Annotated in this window: 24 protein-coding genes and 1 pseudogene; 11 read left to right on the top strand and 14 right to left on the bottom strand. The window is 63.4% G+C overall.

Going from position 1 to position 23350, the window contains the following annotated elements; all coding sequences use genetic code 11:
* Positions 1-175: 175 nt before the first annotated feature.
* Positions 176-1360: a DUF2252 domain-containing protein gene (locus NTD80_RS29160; protein ID WP_262135742.1), complete on the top strand. Its 1185-nt coding sequence runs from the start codon at positions 176-178 to the stop codon at positions 1358-1360.
* 72 nt (positions 1361-1432) lie between these two features.
* Here NTD80_RS29160 and yghX read toward each other — a convergent pair whose 3' ends face one another.
* Complete coding sequence (gene yghX, locus NTD80_RS29155; RefSeq protein ID WP_262135741.1) at positions 1433-2320, bottom strand: YghX family hydrolase; 888 nt, start codon at positions 2318-2320, stop codon at positions 1433-1435.
* A gap of 44 nt (positions 2321-2364) precedes the next feature.
* Positions 2365-2859 carry a PaaI family thioesterase gene (locus NTD80_RS29150; protein ID WP_262135740.1) on the bottom strand — a complete coding sequence of 165 codons (495 nt, stop codon included), beginning with the start codon at positions 2857-2859 and terminating at the stop codon, positions 2365-2367.
* Positions 2860-2980: 121 nt separating this feature from the next.
* Here NTD80_RS29150 and NTD80_RS29145 point away from each other — a divergent pair, with 121 nt between their 5' ends.
* Positions 2981-3535, top strand: coding sequence for a YceI family protein (locus NTD80_RS29145; protein ID WP_262135739.1), 555 nt, complete (start codon positions 2981-2983; stop codon positions 3533-3535).
* Here NTD80_RS29145 and NTD80_RS29140 read toward each other — a convergent pair.
* Positions 3532-4422 carry a DMT family transporter gene (locus tag NTD80_RS29140; protein ID WP_262135738.1) on the bottom strand — a complete coding sequence of 297 codons (891 nt, stop codon included), beginning with the start codon at positions 4420-4422 and terminating at the stop codon, positions 3532-3534. The two genes, NTD80_RS29145 and NTD80_RS29140, sit on opposite strands and share 4 nt — an antisense overlap.
* Positions 4423-4512: 90 nt before the next feature.
* Here NTD80_RS29140 and NTD80_RS29135 point away from each other — a divergent pair, with 90 nt between their 5' ends.
* On the top strand, positions 4513-5841 hold the full coding sequence (locus NTD80_RS29135; RefSeq protein WP_262135737.1) for a PLP-dependent aminotransferase family protein: 1329 nt from the start codon (positions 4513-4515) through the stop codon (positions 5839-5841).
* On the opposite strand, the gene NTD80_RS29130 is transcribed toward NTD80_RS29135, so the two are convergent.
* Together NTD80_RS29130 and NTD80_RS29125 are read right to left on the bottom strand one after the other, a co-directional pair.
* Entirely contained in the window at positions 5838-6479 is a 642-nt protein-coding gene (locus NTD80_RS29130) for a LysE family translocator (RefSeq protein WP_262135736.1), read from the bottom strand. The genes NTD80_RS29135 and NTD80_RS29130 overlap by 4 nt on opposite strands.
* Positions 6480-6559: 80 nt before the next feature.
* Positions 6560-6991, bottom strand: coding sequence for a nuclear transport factor 2 family protein (locus tag NTD80_RS29125; protein WP_262135735.1), 432 nt, complete (start codon positions 6989-6991; stop codon positions 6560-6562).
* A gap of 249 nt (positions 6992-7240) precedes the next feature.
* Between NTD80_RS29125 and NTD80_RS29120 the strand changes: the two genes are divergently transcribed.
* Genes NTD80_RS29120 through NTD80_RS29110 form a run of 3 tightly spaced genes read left to right on the top strand, consistent with a single transcriptional unit; the run spans position 7241 to position 8665 of the window.
* The gene (locus NTD80_RS29120; protein WP_262135734.1) at positions 7241-7459 is read left to right on the top strand and encodes a DUF6434 domain-containing protein; all 219 of its coding nucleotides are present in this window, start codon (positions 7241-7243) and stop codon (positions 7457-7459) included.
* Complete coding sequence (locus NTD80_RS29115) at positions 7456-7926, top strand: RidA family protein (protein WP_262135733.1); 471 nt, start codon at positions 7456-7458, stop codon at positions 7924-7926. Before NTD80_RS29120 ends, NTD80_RS29115 begins: the two co-directional genes overlap by 4 nt.
* Before the next feature lie 4 nt (positions 7927-7930).
* A complete protein-coding gene (locus NTD80_RS29110; RefSeq protein WP_262135788.1) occupies positions 7931-8665 on the top strand; it encodes a CPBP family intramembrane glutamic endopeptidase in 735 nt (244 codons plus the stop codon).
* Positions 8666-8744: 79 nt separating this feature from the next.
* On the opposite strand, the gene NTD80_RS29105 is transcribed toward NTD80_RS29110, so the two are convergent.
* Positions 8745-10454 (bottom strand): amidase, encoded by a 1710-nt coding sequence (locus tag NTD80_RS29105; protein ID WP_262135787.1) that lies wholly within the window; start codon positions 10452-10454, stop codon positions 8745-8747.
* A gap of 54 nt (positions 10455-10508) precedes the next feature.
* Positions 10509-11297 carry a helix-turn-helix domain-containing protein gene (locus NTD80_RS29100; protein ID WP_262135732.1) on the bottom strand — a complete coding sequence of 263 codons (789 nt, stop codon included), beginning with the start codon at positions 11295-11297 and terminating at the stop codon, positions 10509-10511.
* An 84-nt stretch (positions 11298-11381) separates the two neighbouring features.
* Here NTD80_RS29100 and NTD80_RS29095 point away from each other — a divergent pair, with 84 nt between their 5' ends.
* On the top strand, positions 11382-11702 hold the full coding sequence (locus NTD80_RS29095) for a DUF2834 domain-containing protein (RefSeq protein ID WP_065908001.1): 321 nt from the start codon (positions 11382-11384) through the stop codon (positions 11700-11702).
* A 139-nt stretch (positions 11703-11841) separates the two neighbouring features.
* On the opposite strand, the gene NTD80_RS29090 is transcribed toward NTD80_RS29095, so the two are convergent.
* Genes NTD80_RS29090 through NTD80_RS29080 form a run of 3 tightly spaced genes read right to left on the bottom strand, consistent with a single transcriptional unit; the run spans position 11842 to position 14779 of the window.
* Positions 11842-12765 carry a sugar ABC transporter substrate-binding protein gene (locus NTD80_RS29090; RefSeq protein WP_262135731.1) on the bottom strand — a complete coding sequence of 308 codons (924 nt, stop codon included), beginning with the start codon at positions 12763-12765 and terminating at the stop codon, positions 11842-11844.
* A gap of 35 nt (positions 12766-12800) precedes the next feature.
* Positions 12801-13934, bottom strand: coding sequence for a phytanoyl-CoA dioxygenase family protein (locus NTD80_RS29085; RefSeq protein ID WP_262135730.1), 1134 nt, complete (start codon positions 13932-13934; stop codon positions 12801-12803).
* Entirely contained in the window at positions 13934-14779 is an 846-nt protein-coding gene (locus NTD80_RS29080; protein ID WP_262135729.1) for an SDR family oxidoreductase, read from the bottom strand. The genes NTD80_RS29085 and NTD80_RS29080 overlap by 1 nt, the downstream gene beginning before the upstream one ends.
* 124 nt (positions 14780-14903) lie before the next feature.
* Here NTD80_RS29080 and NTD80_RS29075 point away from each other — a divergent pair, with 124 nt between their 5' ends.
* Positions 14904-15929, top strand: coding sequence for a LacI family DNA-binding transcriptional regulator (locus NTD80_RS29075; RefSeq protein ID WP_065908008.1), 1026 nt, complete (start codon positions 14904-14906; stop codon positions 15927-15929).
* 33 nt (positions 15930-15962) lie between these two features.
* The gene (gene iolG, locus NTD80_RS29070; RefSeq protein ID WP_262135728.1) at positions 15963-16967 is read left to right on the top strand and encodes an inositol 2-dehydrogenase; all 1005 of its coding nucleotides are present in this window, start codon (positions 15963-15965) and stop codon (positions 16965-16967) included.
* A gap of 51 nt (positions 16968-17018) precedes the next feature.
* Here the strand turns inward: iolG and NTD80_RS29065 are convergent, their stop codons facing one another.
* Positions 17019-18182: a GGDEF domain-containing protein gene (locus tag NTD80_RS29065; protein ID WP_262135727.1), complete on the bottom strand. Its 1164-nt coding sequence runs from the start codon at positions 18180-18182 to the stop codon at positions 17019-17021.
* Between the two features lie 109 nt (positions 18183-18291).
* A complete protein-coding gene (locus tag NTD80_RS29060; protein ID WP_065908015.1) occupies positions 18292-19503 on the bottom strand; it encodes an MFS transporter in 1212 nt (403 codons plus the stop codon).
* 97 nt (positions 19504-19600) lie between these two features.
* On the opposite strand from NTD80_RS29060, the gene NTD80_RS29055 reads away from it, so the two are divergent.
* Positions 19601-20422 carry an AraC family transcriptional regulator gene (locus NTD80_RS29055; RefSeq protein WP_065908017.1) on the top strand — a complete coding sequence of 274 codons (822 nt, stop codon included), beginning with the start codon at positions 19601-19603 and terminating at the stop codon, positions 20420-20422.
* A gap of 3 nt (positions 20423-20425) precedes the next feature.
* A pseudogene (locus NTD80_RS29050) lies at positions 20426-20815 on the top strand (helix-turn-helix domain-containing protein); the annotation flags it as partial.
* Here the strand turns inward: NTD80_RS29050 and NTD80_RS29045 are convergent.
* Entirely contained in the window at positions 20790-21296 is a 507-nt protein-coding gene (locus NTD80_RS29045) for a GAF domain-containing protein (RefSeq protein WP_262135726.1), read from the bottom strand. The pseudogene NTD80_RS29050 and the gene NTD80_RS29045 overlap by 26 nt on opposite strands.
* Before the next feature lie 51 nt (positions 21297-21347).
* A complete protein-coding gene (gene proP / locus NTD80_RS29040) occupies positions 21348-22850 on the bottom strand; it encodes a glycine betaine/L-proline transporter ProP (protein ID WP_065908025.1) in 1503 nt (500 codons plus the stop codon).
* Positions 22851-23350 lie beyond the last annotated feature (500 nt).

Raw genomic sequence — 23350 nt, 5'->3', positions numbered from 1 at the left:
ATCGAGTGAGACCGATGCTAGCGCGCAGGGGACGGCGATTAGAAAGACCGATTGGCGTGGGATTGTTTGGCGTGGCTTATGAATGGTGGCGGCGTTATGCCATTTATTTTTGAAACATAATGAAACATTCTCCCGAGGCCGAGGCTCTACCGCTACACCTGCACTGAGTTCTTCCATGAAAATACCGCGTCCCTCCGCCCGCATGCCGCACCTCACCCAACTGCGCAACCTGAAGATGGCGCGCTCGGCACACGCCTATGTGCGCGGCAGTACCGTGCAGTTCTACGAGTGGCTGCACAGCCAGATGGGCAGGCGTCTGCCACAGGGGCCGGCCATCTGGATCTGCGGCGATTGCCACGCCGGCAACCTGGGCCCGACCGGCGACACCAAGGGCCGCATCGACATGCATATCCGCGACCTGGACCAGGCGGTGATCGGCAACCCGGCCCATGACCTGGTGCGCCTGGCCCTGTCCCTGGCCACCGCCGCACGAGGCTCGGACCTGCCCGGTGTGACCACCGCGCGCATGCTCGAAGAAATGATGATTGGCTACGAACAGGCGTTCAAGGACAAGCCCGACGAGTCGCCGCCGCGTCCGTCCCAGGTCAAGGCCGGGATGCGCAGCGCAGTGGAGCGCACCTGGAAGAATCTTGCGCGTGAGCGCATTGAAAATGCGCGGCCGACGATTCCACTCGGCAAGCATTTCTGGTCGTTGTCGCGCGCCGAAAAAACCGCGCTGGAAAGCGTCTGCGCCTCCGATGAAATCCACCAGTTGGTCACCTCGCTCAAAGGGCGGCCCAAGGATGCCAAGGTTGAATTGCTGGACTCGGCCTATTGGGTCAAGGGCTGCAGTTCGCTGGGCCTGCTGCGTTACGCGGCGTTGCTGGGAGTGGGGGACAAGGACGACCAGGAATATTGCCTGATCGATATCAAGGAAGCCGTCGGCGCCGCAGCACCGCGTGCGGCACGTGCCAAGATGCCGCGGGATAACGGGCGTCGGGTGGTGGAGGGCGCGCGCCAGCTGTCACCGAGCCTGGGCGAACGCATGGTGGCGACGCGGTTTCTCGACCATGGGTTTTTTATCCGGGAACTGCTGCCCCAGGACATGAAGCTGGAGCTGGATGAGTTGAGCGAGACCGATGCGATGCATGCCGCCGGCTACCTGGCGCGGGTCGTCGGCATCGCGCATGCCCGGCAGATGGACCGTGACGCGCGCAAGGACTGGATGGCAGTGTTGCAGGAGAATCGCTCCAAGCAGCTGGATGCACCGTCCTGGTTATGGACCAGTGTGGTGCAACTGGTGGGGAGCCATGAGCAGGGCTACCTCAACCATTGCCGGCGCTACGCACTGGAACATTGATCTCCTGCAAACGCCGGCTTGCTCGGCGATCGCGGTCTGCCTGACACACCGTGATCGCCGGCCATGGCGTGGTCAGGCCAGGTATTTGTTGAACCAGCCCAGTGTGCGTTCCCACGCCAGGTTCGCCGCCGCCTCGTCATAACGCGGCGTCGAATCATTGTGGAAACCGTGGTTGGCGCCCTTGTAGATATAGGCTTCGTACGTAGTGCCGGCCGCCTTCAACGCCTGCTCATAGGCCGGCCATCCCTCGTTGATCCGCGTGTCCAACTCGCCGTAGTGCAGCATGATCGGTGCCTTGATGCGCGGCACGTCCTTGGCCTCCGGCTGGCGCCCATAGAACGACACCGCCGCGCCCAGTTCCGGGTAGGCGACTGCCGCCGCATTGGTCACGCCGCCGCCATAGCAGAAGCCGGTGATGCCGACTTTGCCGGTGCTGCTGTCGTGGTGCATCAGCCATTCGATGGCGGCGAAGAAGTCGTTCATCAGCTTGGTCGGATCGACTTTCTGCTGCAATTCCACGCCTTTTTCATCGTTGCCGGGGTAGCCGCCGACCGAGGTCAGGCCATCCGGCGCGAGCGCGATAAACCCGGCCTTGGCCAAGCGCCGCGCGACGTCTTCGATATAGGGATTGAGGCCACGGTTTTCGTGCACGACCACCACCGCTGGCAACTTGCCGGCGGCTTTCGCCGGACGTACCAGGTAGCCGCGCACGTTGCCATTGCCCTTGGGCGAGGGGTAGGTGATGTAGTCGGCGACGATGTCCGGGTCGGTGAACTTCACTTGCTCGGCCAACGCATAGTTGGGGCTCAGGGCGGCGAGCAGGGCGGAGGCGGTGAGGCCGCCAAAGGTGAACAGCGCGGCGCGGTCGAGGAATTCACGGCGGTTGATCTTGCCGTGGGCGTAGCCGTCGTAGAGTTCCAGCAGTTCGGGGGCAAAGTCTTTCGCGGTGAGACGAGTCATCGGTGCAATCCTCGATTAGCGGTGACAGACACTGTAGACCAGCCTCAGTCTGTGCGGCCATGGGCGGCGGCGGCCAATTGACCGGTGTCGACCCGCACGAACAGCGAGTCGCCGATGGCCGTGAGCACGTCGCCGGCGTAGACCTCGCAGACCACGCGGGTCTTACGTCCCACCTCGCCCTCGACGCGGGCGCGCAAGGTCAGCGTTACGCCCATCGGCGTGGGCTTGATGAATTTGATCCCCAGGTTGCCGGTGACGCAGTCGATGCGCGGCAGGCTGCCGGGTTCGCGGTGTTCGGCGCGGTAGTGATAGGCCATGGCGGTCCAGTTGGAATGGCAGTCCACCAGCATCGCGATCAGGCCGCCGTAGACCAGGTCGGGCCAGCCGCTGTATTGGGCGTCGGGCAGGTGCTCGGCGACCACGTGGACGCCGTCGGCATCCCAGCGGCTCTTGATGTGCAAGCCGTGTGGGTTGCTGCTGCCGCAGCCGTAACAGATGCCTTGCGGCGCGGTGATGTCCTGTAGCGAAGGGGAGTGCATGCAACGTCCTTATTATTCTCGGGCGACTACTCTATTTAGCAGGGCGCGCGCCGGATGGGAATAAATCCGTGGCATGAGGTGTTAGCTCAGTACTGTGTCCTGTCCTCTTGCGGAGCGTTGCATGAAGCCTTTCATTTACCTGGCTGTCCTCCTCGGTGTTGGCACCAGCGCCCAGGCGGTGGAGTACACCGACGTCAACCGCACCGCCAGCCAGATCAGCTTTACCTACCAGCAATTGGGGCAAAGCGTGTATGGCACCTTCGGCGATTTCGAGGGCACGCTGAGCTTTGACACGCAAAAGCCCGAGGCCGGGCATGCGGTGCTGAAGATCCAGTTGGCGAGCATCGACGCCGGCAGCCCCGACGCCAACGACGAGCTGCAACGCGCCTCCTGGTTCGACACTGCGACCTACCCGGTGGGCGTGTATGAATCCACCGCCGTCACGCCCCTGGGAGGTAACCGCTTCAAGATCAGTGGCAACCTGACAATCAAGGGCACCACGCGCCCGGTGGACCTCGACGTGGTGCTCAAGGAGCAAGGCGGCATTGGCGTGTTCGACGGCAAATTCATCCTCAAACGCAGCGATTTCAAGATCGGCGAGGGTGAATGGGCCGGCAACAGCGTGGTCTCCGACGGCATCGACATCAAGTTCAAGATGGTCGCGCCACAGCGCTAGCGGGCGAATCGCTTGGCGCCTGCGACGCAACCGATCACCGCCAGCGTCACCAGCACCATGCCCAGGCTCACCTGTTCATGCAGCAATCCCGCCGCCAGCGCCAGGCCGAAGAACGGCTGCAGCAGTTGCAACTGGCCGACGGCGGCGATGCCACCCTGGGCCAGCCCGCGGTACCAGAACACGAAGCCGATCAACATGCTGAACAGCGCCACATAACCCAGGCTCAACCAGGCCGGCAGGCTGATCCCGCTCAAGGTCGACGGCGCCAGCAGCAGGCTCAGCGGCGCCACCACCGGCAGCGCCACCACCAGCGCCCAGCAGATCACCTGCCAACCGCCGAGGCTGCGCGACAAGGTGGCGCCTTCGGCATACCCCAGGCCGCACACCAGCACCGCAAGCAGCATCTGCAGGTCACCCGCCGGGGCGGCGCTCAAGCCCTGGGCCACGGCATAGCCCATCACCAGCACACTGCCGAGGACCGAAAACAGCCAGAACACCGGGCGGGGTCGCTCGCCGCCGCGCAGCACGCCGAACACCGCCGTGGCCAAAGGCAGCAGGCCGATGAATACGATGGAGTGCGCCGAGGTCACGTATTGCAGCGCCAGGGCCGTGAGCAAAGGGAAGCCGATCACCACGCCCAGCGAGACGACCGCCAGGGGCGCCCATTGGTTGCGCGCAGGGCGTTTCTCCTTGAACAGCCGGAGCAACAGCAGGCCCAGCACGGCGGCAATGGTGGCGCGCAGCAGGGTCAGGAACACCGGGTCGAATTCCATCACCGCCAGGCGCGTAGCCGGCAGCGAGCCGCTGAAAATCACCACGCCGATAAAGCCGTTGATCCAGCCTTGGGTACGGGTGTCCAGGTTGCTGAAGGGGGTTGTGCGTTCCATGAGCGGTATCCAAGAAAACTGCGGTTGCGTTCGCGTCATCCTAGAGGCGAGTATTAGGACAATCAAAAAATTGTCATGGATACATCACCTATGCCGCGCGCGCGTTACAAATCCCTGGTCGATACCTTTGCCGACGACATCCGCAGCGGCAGGCTGGCGCCCGGCACGCGCCTGCCGACTCACCGGCAACTCGCCGCCGACCATGGCCTGGCCCTGGTCACGGCCAGTCGCGTGTACACCGAGTTGGAAGCGATGGGGCTGGTCAGCGGCGAGACCGGGCGTGGCACCTTCGTGCGCGAAATCGCGTTGCCGCCGGGGCAGGGCAGTGGGCAGATGAACGTCGCGGCCGGCCTGCTCGATCTCAATTTCAACTACCCCTCATTGCCGGGCCAGGCCGATTTACTGCGCACCGCCTTGCGGCAACTGGCGCTGTCCGGCGACCTTGAGGCGCTGCTGCGTTACCAGCCGCACGCCGGCCGCCTGCACGAACGCGCTGCCGTCGCGCGGCACCTGCTCAACCGTGGGCTGACGGTCGAGGCCGAGCAGGTGCTGGTGGTCAGTGGCGCCCAGCACGGCCTGGCGGTGACCCTGATGGCATTGCTCAAGCCGGGGGATGTGATCGCCGTCGACGCGCTGACGTATTCGGGTTTCAAGGTGCTGGCCGAGACGCTGCACCTGGAAATACTCGCCGTGCCGGTCACCCCCGCCGGGCCCGACCTGCAGGCCCTGCAAACGTTGTGTCGCCAGCGCCCGGTGCGGGCCGTGTACTGCATGCCGACCCTGCATAACCCGCTGGGCTGGGTGATGGAAATGTCGCAGCGCGAGCAGTTGGTGAGCATTGCCCGTCAGCACAATCTGATGATCATCGAGGATGCGGCCTACGCGTTTCTGGTCGAAAACCCGCCACCCCCGCTGGCGACATTGGCACCCGAGCGCACGGTGTATGTCGGTGGGCTGTCCAAGAGCATCGCCACCGGCTTGCGCGTGGGTTTTATTGCCGCGCCGCCGGCGTGGGTCAAGGTGCTGGAGCGCACCATCATGGCCACCACCTGGAACGTGCCCGGCGTGATGAGTGCCATCGCCGTGGCGTGGATCGAGGACGGCACGGTGGCGCAACTCGAAGCGCAGAAACGCCAGGATGCCCGCGCCCGGCAAGCCCTGGCCGCACAGGTGCTAAAGGGGCTGGCGACCATCAGCCATCCCACGTCGTACTTTCTATGGTTGCCCCTGGCGGAAGAGGTTCGCGCCGACCAGGTCGCCATGACCCTGCAGCGCGAGGGAGTCAGCGTGTCGACGGCCGAGCCATTTGCTGTCTCCGCCCATGTGCCGCATGCGTTGCGTCTGGCCTTGGGGTCGGTGGACATGCCTGCACTACGCGAAGCCTTGCTGACTGTGCGCCGGGTTGTCGGGCCGTACTAGAGTGTCTGGCGTCGCAGGCTCAGCAGCGCGGCGCCGAAGCCGATAAACGTCGCCCCCACTACGCGGTTGACCCACTTGGAAAACACCGGGCGCGCCAGCCAGCCCTTGGCCTGCGAAGCGAGCAGGGCATACAGGCTCAACGACAACGCCGAGAGCAGGATGAAAATCAGGGTCAACACCAGGAACTGCGGCACCAGCGGGGCGTGCTGGTTAAGGAACTGTGGAAACAGTGCGGTGAAAAACAGCACGGCCTTGGGGTTGGTCACTGCGGTCAGGAACGCCAGCTTGTAAAGCTTCCAGCGACTCGGTGGATTGACGCGGGCGGGGCCCTGCGAGCCGGGCGCGAGTGTGCCGGATTTTTTCAGCAGGCTGCTGGCGCCCAGGTAGAACAGGTAGCCGGCGCCGAGCACCTTCACGGCATTGAAGACCCACTCGGAGCTGATGATCAACGCACCCAATCCCAGCATCGCTGCCGCCGACATGCAGAACAACCCGCTGGCATTGCCTGCGGTTGACCACAACGTGGAGCGCGCGCCATAGGCCAGGCTGTTGTTCAGGGCCATCAGGATGGCCGGGCCTGGGCTGGCAATGGCGATAGCGGCAACGAGGGTAAAGGCCAGGATCGAGTGAGTGTCCATATTCAGGCTCGGTGAGTATCGGAGTGCTGATGCTAACCCGATCCTCACCTTCGCGCAGAGGGTTCCTCAGTCACGGGCGATCAATATTTGTAAGCCTGGCGCCCGATCAGCAGCCACTTGCCTTTTTGTTTCTGCCAGACCTGGAAGTTGTCGATGTCGGTCGGTACTTCGACGCCACTGTTCACCGCCAGCGCGTGGAAGTGGTTGCGCACCAGCGCGGTGTCGCCGCTGAGGGTGATGGTCTGGTTTTGCATTTCCAAGGTCTTGAACGCGCTGGTGTGGGTTTCCAGGTCGGCGATGAATTGATCCTTGTTCTGCACCTTGCCGCTGGAGTGGCCGTAGGTGAGTTTATCGGCGGTCAGCGCGTGCAGTTGCTTGAGGTCCAGGTGCAGCATGGCTTGGGTCAGCTGGTCGACCGCTTGGGCCACATCCTTTTCGGCGGCAGCCGGCGCGGCGGCGACATAACCGCTGAACAGGCACAGAAAACCGATCAGCACTTTGACGTTTTGCATGGGTGTTTCCTTATTGTTGTTGGGGGCTGGCACGACCGATTAAGTCGTCGTACAACCATGCAATATTTCCTGCGCCGAAGGAAAGTGAAATTTTGAAATATCTTGAAAAGATTAGCCTTGCAGGCGCCTTAAAATACTGGGCGACTTATACGACGTCTCAACACAAGGCCAATCCTTACCGACTCTTCCTGTGCAGGTAGCACATCGCTATGCTACGCCCGGACACCCTGATTGCCCGGAGACGACAACATGGATTTTGATTGGCACAGCGATCCCATCACGCGCGCCACACCCGTCACCCGCCACTATAAAAACACCCAGAACGTTCGCCGTTTCATGCTTGAGCACTGTGGTTCGGGGTTCAAGTTCGACCGGCCTTTCATGGCCTGGATTCGCAACGACGCGCCCAAGACCCTGGGCGATGTCGTGGACGAATGGCGACGTCGCCACGAGGAAGCACGCGCATGACCCCCGATGAGAAATACCAGGCAGCCCAGCAACGCCTCGGCTATCAGTTGGACGAATTCAAGGTGGGCGGCAACTACACGCCGCTGGTCCGTGACGGCAACCACTTGTACATCAGTGGCCAGATTCCACGTGTAGGCGACACCATCGTGCTGCCGGGCAAGGTTGGCGACAGCATCACCCTGGCCCAGGCGCAAATCGCCGCCGGCATCAGCGCCTTGCGTTGCCTGGGGTTGCTCAAGCAAGCCTTGGGTTCGCTGGACCGGGTCAAGGCCATCCCTCGCATTACCGTGTATGTGCGCAGCGCCGAGGACTTTGATCAGCAGAGTGAAGTCGCCAATGGCGCCTCCGACTTGCTGCACGAGATTCTGGGCAACGCCGGGGTGCATACGCGCACTTCGGTCGGTGTGATGCAGTTGCCGAAGTCGGCAGCGGTGGAGATCGACATGATCGCCGTTGCCCACGACTGAACCGATGATCACCCAGGGCATCGCGGTTCTGGTCAATTACGGTGCCTACCTGGCGCCGGGGCTGTTGCTGTTTGGCCTGTGGTTCGCGCTGACGCCCAGGTCGCTTGCGGCGATGCGCATCCTGATCCTGCTGGCGGCGTTTGTGCTGATGCGCGATGCCATGACGCCCTTGGGCCTGTGGGCATTGAGCGATGCGGTAAGCATCGCCTTCACCGACAATGCGTTGGTGCTGGCCGCCTTGGGTGGGCTGTCGCTGGTGCTGGTCGGGGGGCTGGCCTATGTCGCCCCCGAGCTATGGCGGTGGGTGGTGTGGGTCAAGGGGCCGCGTGCATTCGGGCTTGTGGTCGGGCTGGGTGTCGGCGGCCTGATCGGGGTGCCGTTGCGGCTCTATCAAGGGATTGAGGTGCAGGCGATCCCCGGCTATTGGGCGTGGCTGCCGGGCATGCTGGTGCTGGCATATGGCGCCAATGCGCTTGAGGAAGTGTTGTTTCGCGGGTTCTTGCAGGGCTACCTGGAACAACAGGTCACGCCGCTGCGCGCGGCCTTGCTCAGCGGCGTGGCGTTTGCCGCCTGCCATGCCTTTTTGGCCTTGAGCGTCACCCAGTTGGGCTGGCCGGTGTTGCTGTTTACCCTGATCGAGGGGCTGGCCTGTGCGCTCGTGCGCATGCGTTACGGCGTGCTTGCCGCGACATTGACCCACGGCACGGCGATCCTGCTGATTGCCGTGCCGATGATGTAACACCGCCTGTAGGAGCTGACTTGCCAGCTCCTACAGGACCGGCATCGCAGGCGAGCCAGCGTTTTCCGTTCCCACCGGCTTACGCGCAGGGCAATGGCGGGGTGCGCGGTGGAATCTGGCGTTTGCTGCCCGTCGCTTCATAGGCCGCTGCAAAGCGTAGCAACGCCGAGTCATCGTACGCGCGCCCGGCGAACGTCAGCCCGACCGGCATGCCGATATCCGCCATCACACCCATCGGCACGGTGACGGTGGGCACGCCGAGGTGGCGAATCGCAAGGTTGCCGTTGGCCACCCACACGCCGTTGCTCCAGGCGATGTCGGCGCTGGCTTCGTTGACGTCGGCATCCGCCGGGCCGACATCGGCCACGGTGGGGAACAGCACCGCGTCGAGCCCCAGCGTGTCCATCCAGTCTTCCAGGTCTATCCGGCGGGTCTGCTCAAGACCGCGCAGGCCATCGGGGACGGTGCTGATCTCGTTCCAGGGGGTGATGCCACGCTCGGCCATGCGCACGTATTCGTCCATGCCGGCGGCCAGGTCATCTTCACGGTTGGGCAGGGTGCCGGGGTCGTGCGGGAAGATCTGCGGGCCGTCGACATCCGCCAGGCGGTTCAGCGCCGGGTCGTTGTTGGCGCGCAGGAAATCATCGAAGGCCCACGCGGAAAGCTCCCACAGTTCATCGTGCAGGAATTCCTTGGACACCAGCCCGCGGGTAAACACGGTCGGCGCGCCGGGACGGTCGCCTTCGCAGTTGGACACCAGCGGGAAATCCACCTCGATGACTTCCGCGCCAGCAGCTTCGAGGGCCTGGCGCGCGGCCTGCCACAGGTCGATCACGCTGGCGCGGGTGTTGATCTTTTGCCCGGTCGGCCCGCCGATGCCGGGTTTTTCGCTGGTGCCGGCGTCCGGGTCGGCGTTGATGTACATGCGCGGCACGCCGAAGCGTTTACCCACGAGGGATTCGGCCGTCACCGCCAGTTGCGCGTAAGACGCCGGGCGCACCGAAGTGGCGCTCGGAATCGGCACCCAGGGCTGCAGGCGCCACAGGTCGCCGCGCGTGTCCGGATCGTCGGCCACCACCACGTCAAGCACTTCCAGCAGGTCGGCCATGGTGCGGGCGTAGGGCACGACCACGTCCATGGTGGGCGTCAGCGGCCAGTTGCCGCGCACCGAAATCACCCCCCGCGACGGCGTGTAGGCGCACAGGCCATTGTTGGACGCCGGGCCACGCCCGCTCGACCAGGTCTCTTCCGCCAGGCCGAAGGCCGCGAAGCTCGCGGCGGTCGCGGTGCCGGCACCGTTGGACGAGCCGGAGGCGAATGGCGCGGTCAGGTAGTCGGCGTTGTACGGGCTTTCTGCGCGGCCATACACACCGCGTTGCATGCCGCCATTGGCCATCGGCGGCATATTGGTCTTGCCCAGACAGATGGCGCCACCGGCGCGCAGGCGCTCGATGGTGAAGGCGTCACGCTGGGCGACCAGCTTGGCAAAGGCCGGGCTGCCCGACGCAGCCGTCAGCCCCTTGACCAGGTAACTGTCCTTGGCGGTGTAGGGAATACCGTCCAATGGCCCCAAGGTTTCGCCCTTGGCCCGGCGCGCATCGGACGCTTCGGCTTCCTTCAGGGCTTGAGGGTTGCGCACTACCACGGCATTGAGTGCGGTAGCGGTCTGCGCACCGTCATAGGCATCGATCCGCGCCAGGTACGCCTGGACCAGTTCAACGGCCGTGGTCTGGCCGGTTTCAAGCGCCGCGCGCAATTGGGCAATGGAGACTTCGGTAACTTGCATCAGATTTTTTTCGCCGCCTTCAAGTGGGGGTATGGCGGCAGTCTACGTACAGATATTTCACAAAACCAGCGCCGCATAATCCGCATGGGCGCCGCGCATCACCTGCCAGGTGGCGTCGTCAGCAGGAATCAGATGTTCGATGCGCAGCGAGGCGAGGGTGATGTCCTGGGGCATGCCGAAGGTGGTGAAGGTCGACAGGAAGTTCAGTTCGCCACGGGTCGAGCGCACGCGGGTGAGCACCAACGGCGGCAGCGCCTCGGACCGCTCGGTGCTGGCCGGCGCCGGCAGAGAGGCCAGCAACGCCGCCAGTGTCGGATTGCCCAGCGCCTCCCGGCTGGCGCGCTGCCAGGCCAGGGTGCGGATTTCGTCGGCATTGATCAGGTGATCGCCGAGGCCGCACGGTTCCAGCAAGGTGGCCAGCAGGTTCAAGCCGTCGCTGGCCTGCGGCGGGATGCCCACCAGCTCGAACAGCACCGCGGTGCTGGCGTTGGCGGCCAGCACTTGCCATTCGCTGCCCAGCAGGATCGCCGGGGCCGGGTTGTTGGCGTGCAGCACATGGCTGACCGCCTCGCGAATCGCCGCCATGCCGGGCGCCGCGAGTGGCGTGGCGGTGTAGCGCGGCGCGAAGCCGGCGGCGAGGAATACGCGGTTGCATTCGTCCAGCGGCACTTCCAGCGCGGTCAGCAGATTATGCAGGGTGCCGGGGCTCGGCTTGGCGCGGCCGGTTTCGAGGCAGCTGAGGTGGCGCTGGGAAACACCGGTGATCAGCGCCAGGTCGAGCTGGCTCAGCTTGGCGTGCCGACGCAGTTGGCGCAGGTAGGCGCCGGCGGTAACAGGCGTGTCCATGACGTGTTCATGACCTCCGAGGTCATTGCGAGGGCGCCCACCTTATCACTAGGGTGACGGCTCGATCACTACAAGGAAGAAACCATGCTCAGACCCTCTATCGCCCTGGCCGCCTTGCTCGGGTTTTCGCTGTATACCCTGGCTACGATGCTGATGGCCGAGCAGTCGCTCATGGCGTTTGGATTGGAATTGATCTCGCGCCCGGACACCGCGCAGGTGGTGATTGACCTGTACCTGATGGCAGTACTCGCCTGCGTGTGGATGTACCGCGATGCTCGCGGGCGAGGGCGGTCGCTGGCGTCGGTGCTGCCGTATTTTTTGCTGACGGCGGTGTTCGTGTCGGTGGGGCCGCTGCTGTATATCGTCGTCAACCAGTGTTCGCGACGCGCACAGCCCCCGGTCTGACGCAACTCCCCGCGTTGGGCTGCGCAGCCGCCCCAGTCATCGCCACCCCGTTTCTTCAGACAGTCCGAGGTGTCAGGTTTTGGGGCTGCTGCGCGGCCCAACGCGGGGCAAGCCCGCTCGCCACGGATATAGACGAGGGTCAAGGGTTGAGGAAGGCCTGGTAGTTGTCCTTGGTGATCTGCTGGTAAGGGATGGTCAGCTCAGCCACGTAGGGCTCTTGCTTGACCATCTTCACTGCCAGGTCAATTGCGCCCACGGCCTGCCCTTTGTTGTCCTGATACGCCGTCACCAGCAACTGGCCTTTCTTCACGGCATCCAGCCCGGCCGCGCCGCCATCGCTGCCGGCGACCAGGATGTCCTTGCCCGGTTGCATGCCCGCCTGGCTGATCGCCATGGCCGCGCCAATCGCCATCTCATCGGCATTCGCCGCCACTGCGTCGATCTTGCGTCCGGACACGATCCAGTTGTTCATCAGGTCAATCGCCTTGCTGCGCTGCCACTCCGCGCTTTGCTCCTCGACAATCTTGATGCCGGGGTAGTCCTTGAGCACGTTTTTCACGCCCTGCGTGCGGTTGTGCGTGGCGTTGTTGGACAGCAGCCCGAGCATGATCGCGAGGTTGCCCTTGCCGCCCATTTTCTCGGCCAGGTAGCGCATCTGGATCTCGCCCGCCTTGATCTCATCCGAGCCGACATAGCCCACCCCCGGTGGCACCTCCTTGAACTCGGGACGGCGGTTGACGTACACCAGTGGGATCTTGGCCTGCTGCGCATTCAGGGTCATTTTCTGCGTGGCAGCGGTGTCGACGGCGTTGACGATAATCGCGTCCATGCCCTGGGCGCTGAAGTTCTGCACCTGGTTGAGCTGGCGGACCACATCGCCCTGGGCGTCTTCGAATTGCAGGGTCACGCCCGGCAGCTCCTTGGCGTGGGCGGCCATGTAGTCACGCATCTGCGCGAGAAATACGTCGTCGACTTGGGCGATGCTCACGCCGATACGAATATCGGCGAGTGCCCAGGGGCTGATGGCGAGGGTGAAGAGTGCCGCAAGGAGGTGTTTCTTCATGATATTGCTCCGTTGTTTTTGTTGTTGTTAAAGCATCACGCCTGTCGCTTGGCCCGCAGCTGCGCGACGGCCGCCGCGAAGTCTGCAGGTGTCCAGCGTTCATCGAGGGCTTGCAGCATCAGTTCCTGTCCGGTTTGCGGGGCCAGGCCGTGCAAGGGTGGGTCGGTGTCGAGGTTGGTCGGGAAGGCATAGCCGTCGGCGGTGCAGGCCACCACCGCAGCAACCGCCTGCGCGTCCAGGCCGGTATTGGCCAGCAACGCCGGGTACACCGCCAGCATCATGCGGTCACGGTCGAGGGCTTCCATGGGCTTGCCGAACGCCGAGGAGATTTGCAGCAGATTGGCCATGCGCTGGCAGTCGGCGGTGCGGTTGGTGCCGGCGGCATGGAACAGCGCCGGATTGAAGAACAGCAAGTCGCCCTTGTTCAGCGGCAGTTGCACGGCATGTTGCTGGAAGTAGTCGATAAACTCTGCGCGCCGCCAAGCCAGGTAGCCCAGGGCGTATTGCTGGGAAAACGGCAGCAGTTGGGTCGGGCCGGTTTCCAGTGGCATGTCCGAGTGAGCCACCGCGCCCTGCAACGTCAGGTACTGAGACAGCAGGTGCAAGGGCAGGGGGAAGCGCTCCACCACCTCGACGGTCTGGAAACCCAGGTGATAGTCGCGGTGCGGCTGTTGCGCCTGGCCGCCGGGATGCACCACATTCACCTGCGCCGTGACCTGGTAACTCGGGCCCAGCCACGCCTCGGCGATCAGCCCCAGCAAGGGATTGGCGTAGTACTCGACAAACGATTCCGGCGACTGCAACGCGGCCTTTTGCAACGCGTTCCAGATGCGCCCGTTGCTGCCGGCCTTGGCAAAGTGGTCGGCGGCCACACCTTGAGCGGCCTCATGCGCGAAGATCGCGTCGAACACCTGGCTGTGCCGATCCACCACCTCCAGGTCTTCATAGGCGCGGCGCACCACCATCACCCCCGGCCCGTCGCGAAACAGGCGATGCAGTTCGTTCATGACCGCAAGGCGGTCGCTGTTGCGCAAGGTCTGCGCCTGGTAGATCGGCACGTTGCTGACCACTTCAGCGGCCAGCGGATAGTCCTCGGCCTGCGCCTTCTGCGCGCAGACGCGGCTGAAGTCAGCCAGGCGCACGGCCTCTTCGGTCACGAATGCGGACATCACGCACCTCCTGGCAGGCTCAGCGCCTGGTGCGGTTGCGGGCTGCCGCCGTCGGTGCAACCGACCACGCCTTGTTCCAGGTCGATGATCGAGCCGGTCATCATCCCCGACTCGCGTGACAGCAAAAACGCCACGCTTTGCGCGACCTCCTCGGGCTTGAGCAGGCGCCCGAACGGCTGTGCGCTTTCGGCCTTGGCCAGCCAGCCATCCTCGGCACCGTGGTAGTGGCGCTGGATTTCATCCTCATGGGGCGTGTCCATCCAGCCGATATTCAGGCCATTGACGCGGATGCGGTTGCGCAGCGCGCTGAACGCGACGTTCTTGGTCAGAATCGCCAGCGCGCCCTTGGACGCCGCATAAGCACTGAGGAACGACTGCCCGCCGTGCCCGGTCACGCTTTGGATATTCACCAAGGCGCCTTCCACACCGTTGCTGATCATCAGTTTCAATGCGTCCTGCATCAGGAAGAACGGGGCGCGCACGTTCACCGCCATCAACCGATCAAACAGTTGCGGCGAGGTGTCGAGAATGGTGCCGCGATCCGACATGCCCGCGCAGTTCACCAGCCCGTGCAAGGTGCCGAAGTGGGTGCGTGCCGCCTCGATGATCGCGCGACAATCCTCGACTTTCTCAAGGTCGGCCTCGACAAAGAACGCCGGGCAATCGAGCTGTGCCAGCAGTCGCACCTGTTCTTCGCCCTGGGCGCGGCGGCGCCCGCAGATGATCAGCCCGGCGGCGCCACGGCGCGCCAGGGTGTGGGCGACTGCCGCGCCGAGGCCCTGGGTGCTGCCGGTGACGACAAAGTATTGGCCTGAAAACGAGGTGGCGAGATCGGTAGAGGGCATGCAGTTTCTCCTGGATTCTTGTTGTTGTGGATCGTCCGGCTCGACGCCGGGCAAAACTGAGACTAGCATTGCAAAACCTCAGTAACGCCCAAAAAAGACCTCAAAAACACCTCAGGCGAAACCCATGCTCGAACGCGCAAAACATTTCTCCATCAAGCAACTCGCCACCCAGGCCGGGGTGAGCAAAGCCACGGTCGACCGCGTGCTGCACCAGCGCGGCAGCGTGCACGCGCAGACGCGTCGGCGGATCGAGCAGGCGCTGGAGGAATTGGAGGCCCAGGAGAAAAACGGCCTGGCGGTGGGGCGCACGTTTCATGTCGACGTGATCATGCACACCCCGCAACGCTTCAGCGCGGCGGTGCAGGCGGCAATCACCGCGCAGTTGGCGAGCCTGGCGCCGTTTCGGATTGCCCCGCGTTTTCACCTGTTCGAAGAAATCGAGCCGCAGGCTATGCACGACCAGCTGCTGCGGTGCCTCGACACCGGCAGCCAGGGCGTGGTGCTCAAGGCGGCCGATGAGCCGGCGGTGAACCAGGCGGTCAAGCAACTGATCGCGGCGGGGATTCCGGTGGTGACCCTGGTCACGGACCTGCCGCAAAGCGAGCGCATCGGCTACGTCGGCATGGACAACCGCACCGCCGGCCAGACCGCCGCCTACCTGATGTCGCGCTGGTTGCCGACGCAGCCCCAGGACGTCGCGGTGGTGATCGGCAGTGAGCTGTTTCGCGGCGAAGAGGAGCGCGAGATGGGCTTTCGTGCCTGGCTGCGCGGGCGTGCCCCGCACTTGCGCGTGCTCGATATCAGCGGTGGCTACGGCGTGTATGCACGCACGTTCGAGCGGGTCACCGAGGCGCTGCAACAGCATCCCGACCTCAAGGCGGTGTACAGCGTCGGCGGCGGCAACCGCGCGATTGTCGATGCCTTCGCCGCGCTTGACCGCCCGCTAGAGGTGTTTATCGGCCACGACCTCGACCAGGAAAACCGCCAGTTGCTGCTCGACGAAAAAATCGCCGCGATCATCGATCACAACCTGCAGATCGATGCCCGCCACGTGTTCCTGCACATCCTGCACTACCACCGGTTATGGAAGGCCGGCCCGATTGCGCCGTCACAGGTACAGATCGTCACGCCGTTCAACCTGCCGGACTGAATCTCCCTCAATAACAACATCAGGAGTTCGACCATGCTACGTATCGCCGTTCTGGGTGCCGGGCGCATCGCCAAGATCCACGCCACCAACGTCGCTGCCCACCCCAATGCCACGCTGGTGCTGGTGGCTGATCCCTGGCGCGAAGGCGTCGATGCGCTCAGCGCGCAACTGGGCTGCGAGGCGGCCTACGATTGCGCCGCCGCGCTGACGCGCAAGGACATCGACGCCGTGGTGATCGGTACGCCCACCGACACCCATGTCGATTTGCTGCTGGCGGCGGTCGCCGAAGGCAAGGCGGTGCTCTGCGAGAAGCCCATCGACCTCGATATCGCCAAGGCCCGCAGCGCCGCCCAAGCGGTGGAGCGCCAGGGCGGCAAGGTGATGCTCGGCTTCAACCGGCGCTTCGACCCCGACATGCTGCGCCTGCGCCAGGCCCTCGACGCCGGGCAGATCGGCGCAGTGCGCCAGGTCATCATCACCAGCCGCGACCCCGGCCTCGCGCCTCGCGATTACCTCGAACACTCCGGCGGCATCCTGCGCGACATGACCATCCACGACTTCGACACCGCCCGCCACTTGCTCGGCGAAGAGCCGGTGGAAGTCAGCGCCATCGCCAGTCGCCTGGTGGACCCGAGTCTGGAAGCGATCGACGACTACGACAGCGTGATGGTCCTGCTGCGCACCGCCTCGGGCAAGCAATGCCATATCAACTGCTGCCGCCAGGCGGTGTACGGGTACGACCAGCGGGTCGAAGTTTCCGGCGCCAACGGCGTGTTGCTTACCGATAACCATCGTCCCAGCACCGTGCGCCACTGGAGCGCCGAACACACCGAGGCGCTGGAACCGCTGCAGCACTTCTTCCTGGAGCGCTACGCCGATGCTTATCGCAATGAGCTGACGCAGTTCATCGAGGCGCTGAACCACGGCCACGCACTGCCCACCAGCATGCGCGACGGCCTGTACGCCCTGCACCTGGCCGATTGCGCCTTGGCCTCGGTGCAGACCGGGCGCAGCGTGGCCGTTAACTACGACTTGTAGGCGCTGGCTTGCCGGCGCTGCCGCGGCCACACCGGGCCGATTGCGGCGTCACTAAGGCGCCTGCATCGTCCGGCGGTCCACCAACCGGATGCTATCGCGCCCGCCACGCTTGGATTCATACAACGTGGTGTCGCCTTGCTCGATCAATGCGGTGAGGCTCGCCGGCGGTTGGTCGAACAGGTTGGCGCCGATGCTCAGGGTCACCGGCTGCGGGGTAGGCACGGTCTGCGCGGCCAGTTGATAAAACTGGTCGCGCAGGCTGCTGCCCAGTTCGATGATCTGCTCGCTCGACGCCGGGCTGAGCAGGATCACAAATTCGTCACCGCCCAGGCGAGCGGCCAGTGCGCCACGGGGCACCACACTGCGGATCATCTCGCTCAGGGCGATCAGCAGGCGGTCGCCGGCCGTGTGCCCGTAAAGGTCGTTGACCCCTTTGAAGTTATCGATGTCGATCAGCAGCAGCGCCCCCGGTTGCGCCGGTGATACCTGGGCCAGCAGGCGTGGCGCGCGCAAGTCGAGGGCGCGGCGGTTGTACAGGGCGGTCAGCGGGTCGCGGGCGGCGAGGCGGGCGATCTGTTGTTCGCGCCGGTAGCGTTCCGAGCCGGTCATCGACAGTGCGATCAGCATGATCGCCATGGCGCCTTCCACCAACGACACCTGGATGATTTCGCCCTTGAACGCGGCAAGGTCGATCAACGTGCCGGGAATCAGCACCGACAGCGCCTTGGTCAGATAGAACACGCCATGGATCAGCAGCACGTACCGCAGCTGCACTGCGCCGATGCTCAGCGATTTACCGTGCGGACGCAGCAGGAAGCTCGCGCGCAGCGTCGGCAGCGCCACCAGCAGCGATTGCACGCCGAGCATGGCCTTGGACCAGGGCAGGTCAGCCGGCAGCATCAGCATCCCGAGCCAGACCACCAGCAGCAACCACCACAGGCGCGAGAGGCGCACCTGGGTGAACCGCGCCACGCCGAGTAAAAACAACAGGTGCGCAGCCACCAGCAGGCCATTGGCGAACCAGATGCCGATCATCAGGAAACCGCTGCTGCGCAGCAGGGCCAGGGTTGAACCGAGGGTAATAGTGGCGAAACCGGCGCTCCAGAACAGCAGCGAAGGTTCGCGTACGCTGCGCCATTCAACGGCCAGGTACAGGGCGGCAGCGGCTGCCAGGGCAACGGTGAGTGCCAAAATCGTGGGAGGGTCGAGCGTCATTTCGTGCCGGGTCTGCCTGGGTGTGCGTTTAAACCGGGATTGTAAGCGCACACGCAGGTTTTTCAGAACACTTAGGGTGATGGCACACAGCCATCCGATGACCGGCGGTCTAGACGCCTTTGGTCGACGGCAACAGGATGGTCAGGATGCCCACCAGCGGCAGGAACGAGCACAGCTTGTAGACGTACTCGATGCCATGGTTATCGGCGAGCAGGCCGAGCAAGGCCGCGCCGATCCCGCTGAAACCGAACATCAGGCCGAAGAACACCCCGGCGATCATGCCGACGTTGCCTGGCACCAGTTCCTGGGCGAACACCACGATGGCCGAAAAGGCCGAGGCCAGGATAAAGCCGATCACCACGCTGAGCACGGCGGTCCAGAACAGATCGACATAGGGCAGGGCGAGGGTGAAGGGCGCGGCGCCGAGGATCGAGAACCAGATGACCTTCTTGCGGCCGATCTTGTCGCCAATCGGGCCGCCAAAAAACGTGCCCGCTGCTACTGCACCGAGGAACAGGAACAGGTACAGCTGCGAATTGGCAACCGACAGGTTGAATTTCTCGATCAGGTAGAAGGTGAAGTAGCTGGTCAGGCTGGACATGTAGAAGTACTTGGAGAACACCAGCACCGCCAGCACCACCAGGGCAAACGTCACTCGGCGTTTCGACAGGCCGTGGGTGGCTTTGCTGCCTTGCTTGAGCTTGAACAGGTTGAGGTGGTTGCGGTACCAGCGGCTCAAGCCATAGAGCACCAGGATCGCGAACACCGCAAACAGGCCGAACCAGGCGATATGGCCCTGGCCGTAGGGAATGATGATCGCCGCCGCGAGCAACGGGCCGAGGGCGCTGCCGGTGTTACCGCCGACCTGGAAGGTCGATTGCGCCAGGCCGTAGCGCCCACCGGAAGCCAGGCGCGCGACGCGCGAGGTTTCCGGGTGGAAGGTCGACGAGCCGACGCCCACCAGGCCTGCCGCCAGCAGAATCGCCGGGAAGCTGCCGACAAACGCCAGCATCAGGATGCCGATCAGCGTGCACACCATGCCGGCCGGCAGCAGCCACGGCTTGGGATGACGGTCGGTGTGGTAGCCGATCCACGGTTGCAGCAGCGAGGCGGTCAGCTGGAATGTCAGGGTGATCAGGCCGACCTGGGTGAAGCTCAGCCCGTAATTGGCCTTGAGCATCGGGTAGATCGAGGGCAGCACGGCCTGGATCAGGTCGTTGATCAGATGCGCCAGGGCGCAGGCGCCGAGGATACGCATGACTAACGGGCTTACTTGAGGCGGACTCGAGGTGGCAGCAGGTGATGCGGTCAAGGTCGACATGCAGGCATTCCATACAAGGCAGCGATCAGGGACAGCCCGTACTTGAGCAGGCTGTCCATTTCAAATTGTTTCGATGGTTATGCTAGAGTCGCCGAAAATGCCTGTCTCGCGTAATTCGGGAAGCAACCATCGCAAAAAGGGCGAAATGATTAAATCACTCGATGTTTTTCTGCAGGAGATCGATGCGGGCGACTGGGCCGTGATCAGCTCGGCCACCGACTACCCGGAAAACTGGGTGATCCCCGACCATCGCCACGAAAAGCACCAGTTGTTGTACGCCACCGAAGGCGTGATGGTGGTGCATTCGGCGCATAACCAGTGGACGGTGCCGCCCAATCGCGGTTTCTGGATGCCCAGCGGTCAGGTGCATTCACTGCGTTGCGTGGGTGCGCTGAAAATGCGCAGCGTGTTTGTGCGCCCCGACAGTTTTCCCAACCTGCCGACCGAGACCAAGGCAGTCAGCATTTCGCCGCTGCTGAGCGAACTGATCAAGGCCTCGGTCAGCCTCAAGCCGCCGTACGCCGAGGATTCGCGGGATGCGCGGATCATGCACCTGATCCTCGACGAACTGGCGCTGTTGCCGGCGTTGCCGCTGTCGTTGCCGCAGCCCGCCGACGCGCGCATCAATCAGATCTGCGAGGCGTGGCAGGAGGATCCGGGCGATGCCTCCACCGTGGCCGACTGGAGCGAGCGCCTGGCCCTGGACCAGAAAACCATCCAGCGCCTGTTCCGCAAGGAAACCGGCATGACTTTCGGCCAGTGGCGCCAGCAGGCACGGCTGCTGCTGGCGCTGGAGCGTATTGCGGTGGGAGAGAAGATCATCGACGTGGCCCTGGAGCTGGGTTACGACAGCCCTAGCGCCTTTACCAGCATGTTCAAGAAACAGTTTGGCAAGACGCCGAGTCATTTTTTCAGGTAGCGCGGCGCGCTTCGGCAGATCTGTTCGGTGGACGGTCAGGGTTACCGCATTGCCCGGGCAATCGACTGGCTGAAACTCAATTACAGCGGCCCTTTGCGCGTGGATGAATTGGCCGCGCGCGTGCAGATGAGTGCCGCGACCTTTCACCATCACTTTCGCCAGCTGACGGCGATGAGTCCATTGCAGTATCAGAAATGGCTGCGCCTGAACGAGGCGCGGCGCTTGATGTTGAACGAGCATCAGGACGTGTCCAGTGCTGCGTTCAAGGTTGGCTATGAAAGCCCGTCGCAGTTCAGTCGCGAATACAGCCGCCTGTTTGGCGTGCCACCCAAACGCGACATGGCCGCGTTGCGTGGCAAGGCGGCGGTCACTGATCTGCGGGGGTCAGATTAGCGTAGAAAATGCAGCCGATCAGGCGTGCAAACAGGCTGAGGGTTTCCGGCAGGTTGGGGTCATCAAACAGCATCGACCGCGAATCCAGTGCGCACAGCGCGCCAAACAGGCGGCCGTCGGGCAGGAAGATCGGCGCACCGGCGTAGCTCTCGATCGCGTATTGCTTGACCACCGGGCGCGATGCAAAGCGGCCGTTGTCGCTGACCTGCGGAATGAACAGGGCCTGGGGGTTGATGCAGAACTCGCTGCACAGGGTGGTTTCGAGGTCGAGGACGTCGTCGACGTGGATGCCCATGTCGACCGTGTCATGCACGGAGCAGACGATCCATTCCAGATCGGTGAATTTGGCGATGCCGGCAAAGCGCATGCCGGTCAGGCGGGTGACCAATTGCAGGATGCTGGTGGTGGCTTCTATTTCGGCGATGGCAGCGCGTTCATCGGCGCTGAGTAGCGATTGTGCAGCGGTGACGCTTGAAACCATGCTTGACACTCCAATGGCGCGGCGGCCGGGGCCGCCACGCCGGGTAAGGGCTTAATTAATCCGTGGATGCTGCTGCACCAGGTTCTGGCGCTTGGCTTCCAGGGCGGCAATCTCGGCATCGATGTCTTCGATTTTCTGCTCGATATTGTCGTGGTGCTCCTGCAGGAGTTCCTTGGCTTCTTCCATGTCCGAGGCGGCCGGGGCTGCGCCGCGCAAAGGCTTGTTGGCGGTTTCCTTCATGGTCAGGCCAGTGATCAGGCCGATCACGGCAAACACCATCAGGTAGTAGGCGGGCATGAACAGGTCATTGGTGCTTTCCACCAGCCAGGCCACGGCGGTTGGCGTCACGCCGGCGATCAGTACCGACACGTTGAACGCACTGGCCAGCGCGCTGTAGCGCAGGTGGGTGGGGAACATCGCGGGCAGCGTCGAAGCCATCACGCCGATAAAGAAGTTCAGCACGACCGCGAGGATCAGCAGGCCAGCGAAGATCAGCCCGGTCTTGCCGCTGGTGATCAGCATGAACGCCGGGATGGCCAGGAACAGCAGGCCGATGCTGCCGGCGATGATGAAAGGCTTGCGGCCGATCTTGTCACTGACAAAGCCAATGAACGGCTGCACGAACAGCATGCCGACCATGATCGCGATAATGATCAGCACGCCGCTGTTTTCGGCGTAGTGCAGGTTGTGCGAGAGGTAGCTGGGCATGTACGTGAGCAGCATGTAGTACGTCACGTTGGTGGCCGCGACGATACCGATGCAGGTCAGCAGGCTGCGCCAGTGCTTGGTGGCGATTTCCTTGAACGACACTTTGGGGCCGTGGGTCAGGCCTTCGCGGTCGCCTTGTTCAAGCTTGTCGACATGTTGTTGGAACGCCGGGGTCTCTTCCAGCGCATGGCGCAGGTACAGGCCGATGATGCCCAGGGGCAGGGCCAGGAAGAACGGCAGGCGCCAGCCCCAGGCTTCGAAGTCCGCTTCGCCGAGCACGCTGGAAATCAGCACCACTACACCCGCACCCAGCACGAAGCCGGCAATCGAGCCAAAATCCAGCCAGCTGCCGAGGAAGCCGCGCTTGCGGTCTGGCGCATATTCGGCAACGAAAATCGACGCGCCGGTGTACTCGCCGCCCACCGAGAATCCCTGGGCCATCTTGCACAGCAGCAACAGGATCGGTGCCCAGATGCCGATGGAGGCATAGCCTGGAATCAAGCCGATGGCGAAGGTACTCAGCGACATGATCACGATGGTCGCGGCGAGGACTTTCTGTCGCCCGTATTTATCCCCCAGCGCGCCGAAGAACAGGCCGCCCAGCGGACGAATCAGGAAAGGCACGGAAAAGGTGGCGAGGGCGGCGATCATTTGGACGCTGGGCGAGGCGTCCGGGAAGAACACTTTACCCAACACATAGGCGACGAACCCGTAGACACCGAAGTCGAACCATTCCATGGCGTTACCCAGGGCGGCGGCGGTAATCGCCTTGCGCATCTTGGTGTCGTCGACGATGGTGATGTCTTTCAATCCGATGGGTTTGACGCTTTTCTTACGTAATTTCATGCGGGCCACTCTAAAGCAGAACAGGGGAGGTGCCATCGTTGCGATGGCACCGCTCTGTCACTTCAGATACAAGGGGACACGAAATAATTCACCACTATTTGTGTTTTTTTGCTTGGCAGGGGAACTGGTTTTAAACCGATTGGGTTTTATGGGGGGATTGGTTGGGGGTGAGCTGGCTTTCTTCGTAGTGAGCTGGCTTCTTTTGTAGTGAGCTGGCTTTCTTCGTAGTGAGCTGGCTTTCTTTGTAGTGAGCTGGCTTTCTTTGTAGTGAACTAGCTTTCTTTATAGTGAGCTGGATTTTTTTGTAGTGAACTGGATTTTTTTGTGGCGAGCGGGCTTGCCCCGCGTTGGGCTGCGCAGCAGCCCCAAAACCAGGCGCCACGGTATACCTGATGTTTAAAGGGGGGTACTTATGGGGGCTGCTGCGCAGCCCATCGCGGGGCAAGCCCGCTCGCCACAAAGAGCCCGCTCATCACAACAAGCCTGCTCACCACATAAAG

It is taken from the genome of Pseudomonas sp. 13B_2.1_Bac1 (genome assembly GCF_025466155.1).
Taxonomy (GTDB): domain Bacteria; phylum Pseudomonadota; class Gammaproteobacteria; order Pseudomonadales; family Pseudomonadaceae; genus Aquipseudomonas; species Aquipseudomonas aylmerensis.
The sequence above is the reverse complement of the archived record's forward strand: the minus strand, read 5'-3'. Positions and strand labels throughout refer to the sequence as shown.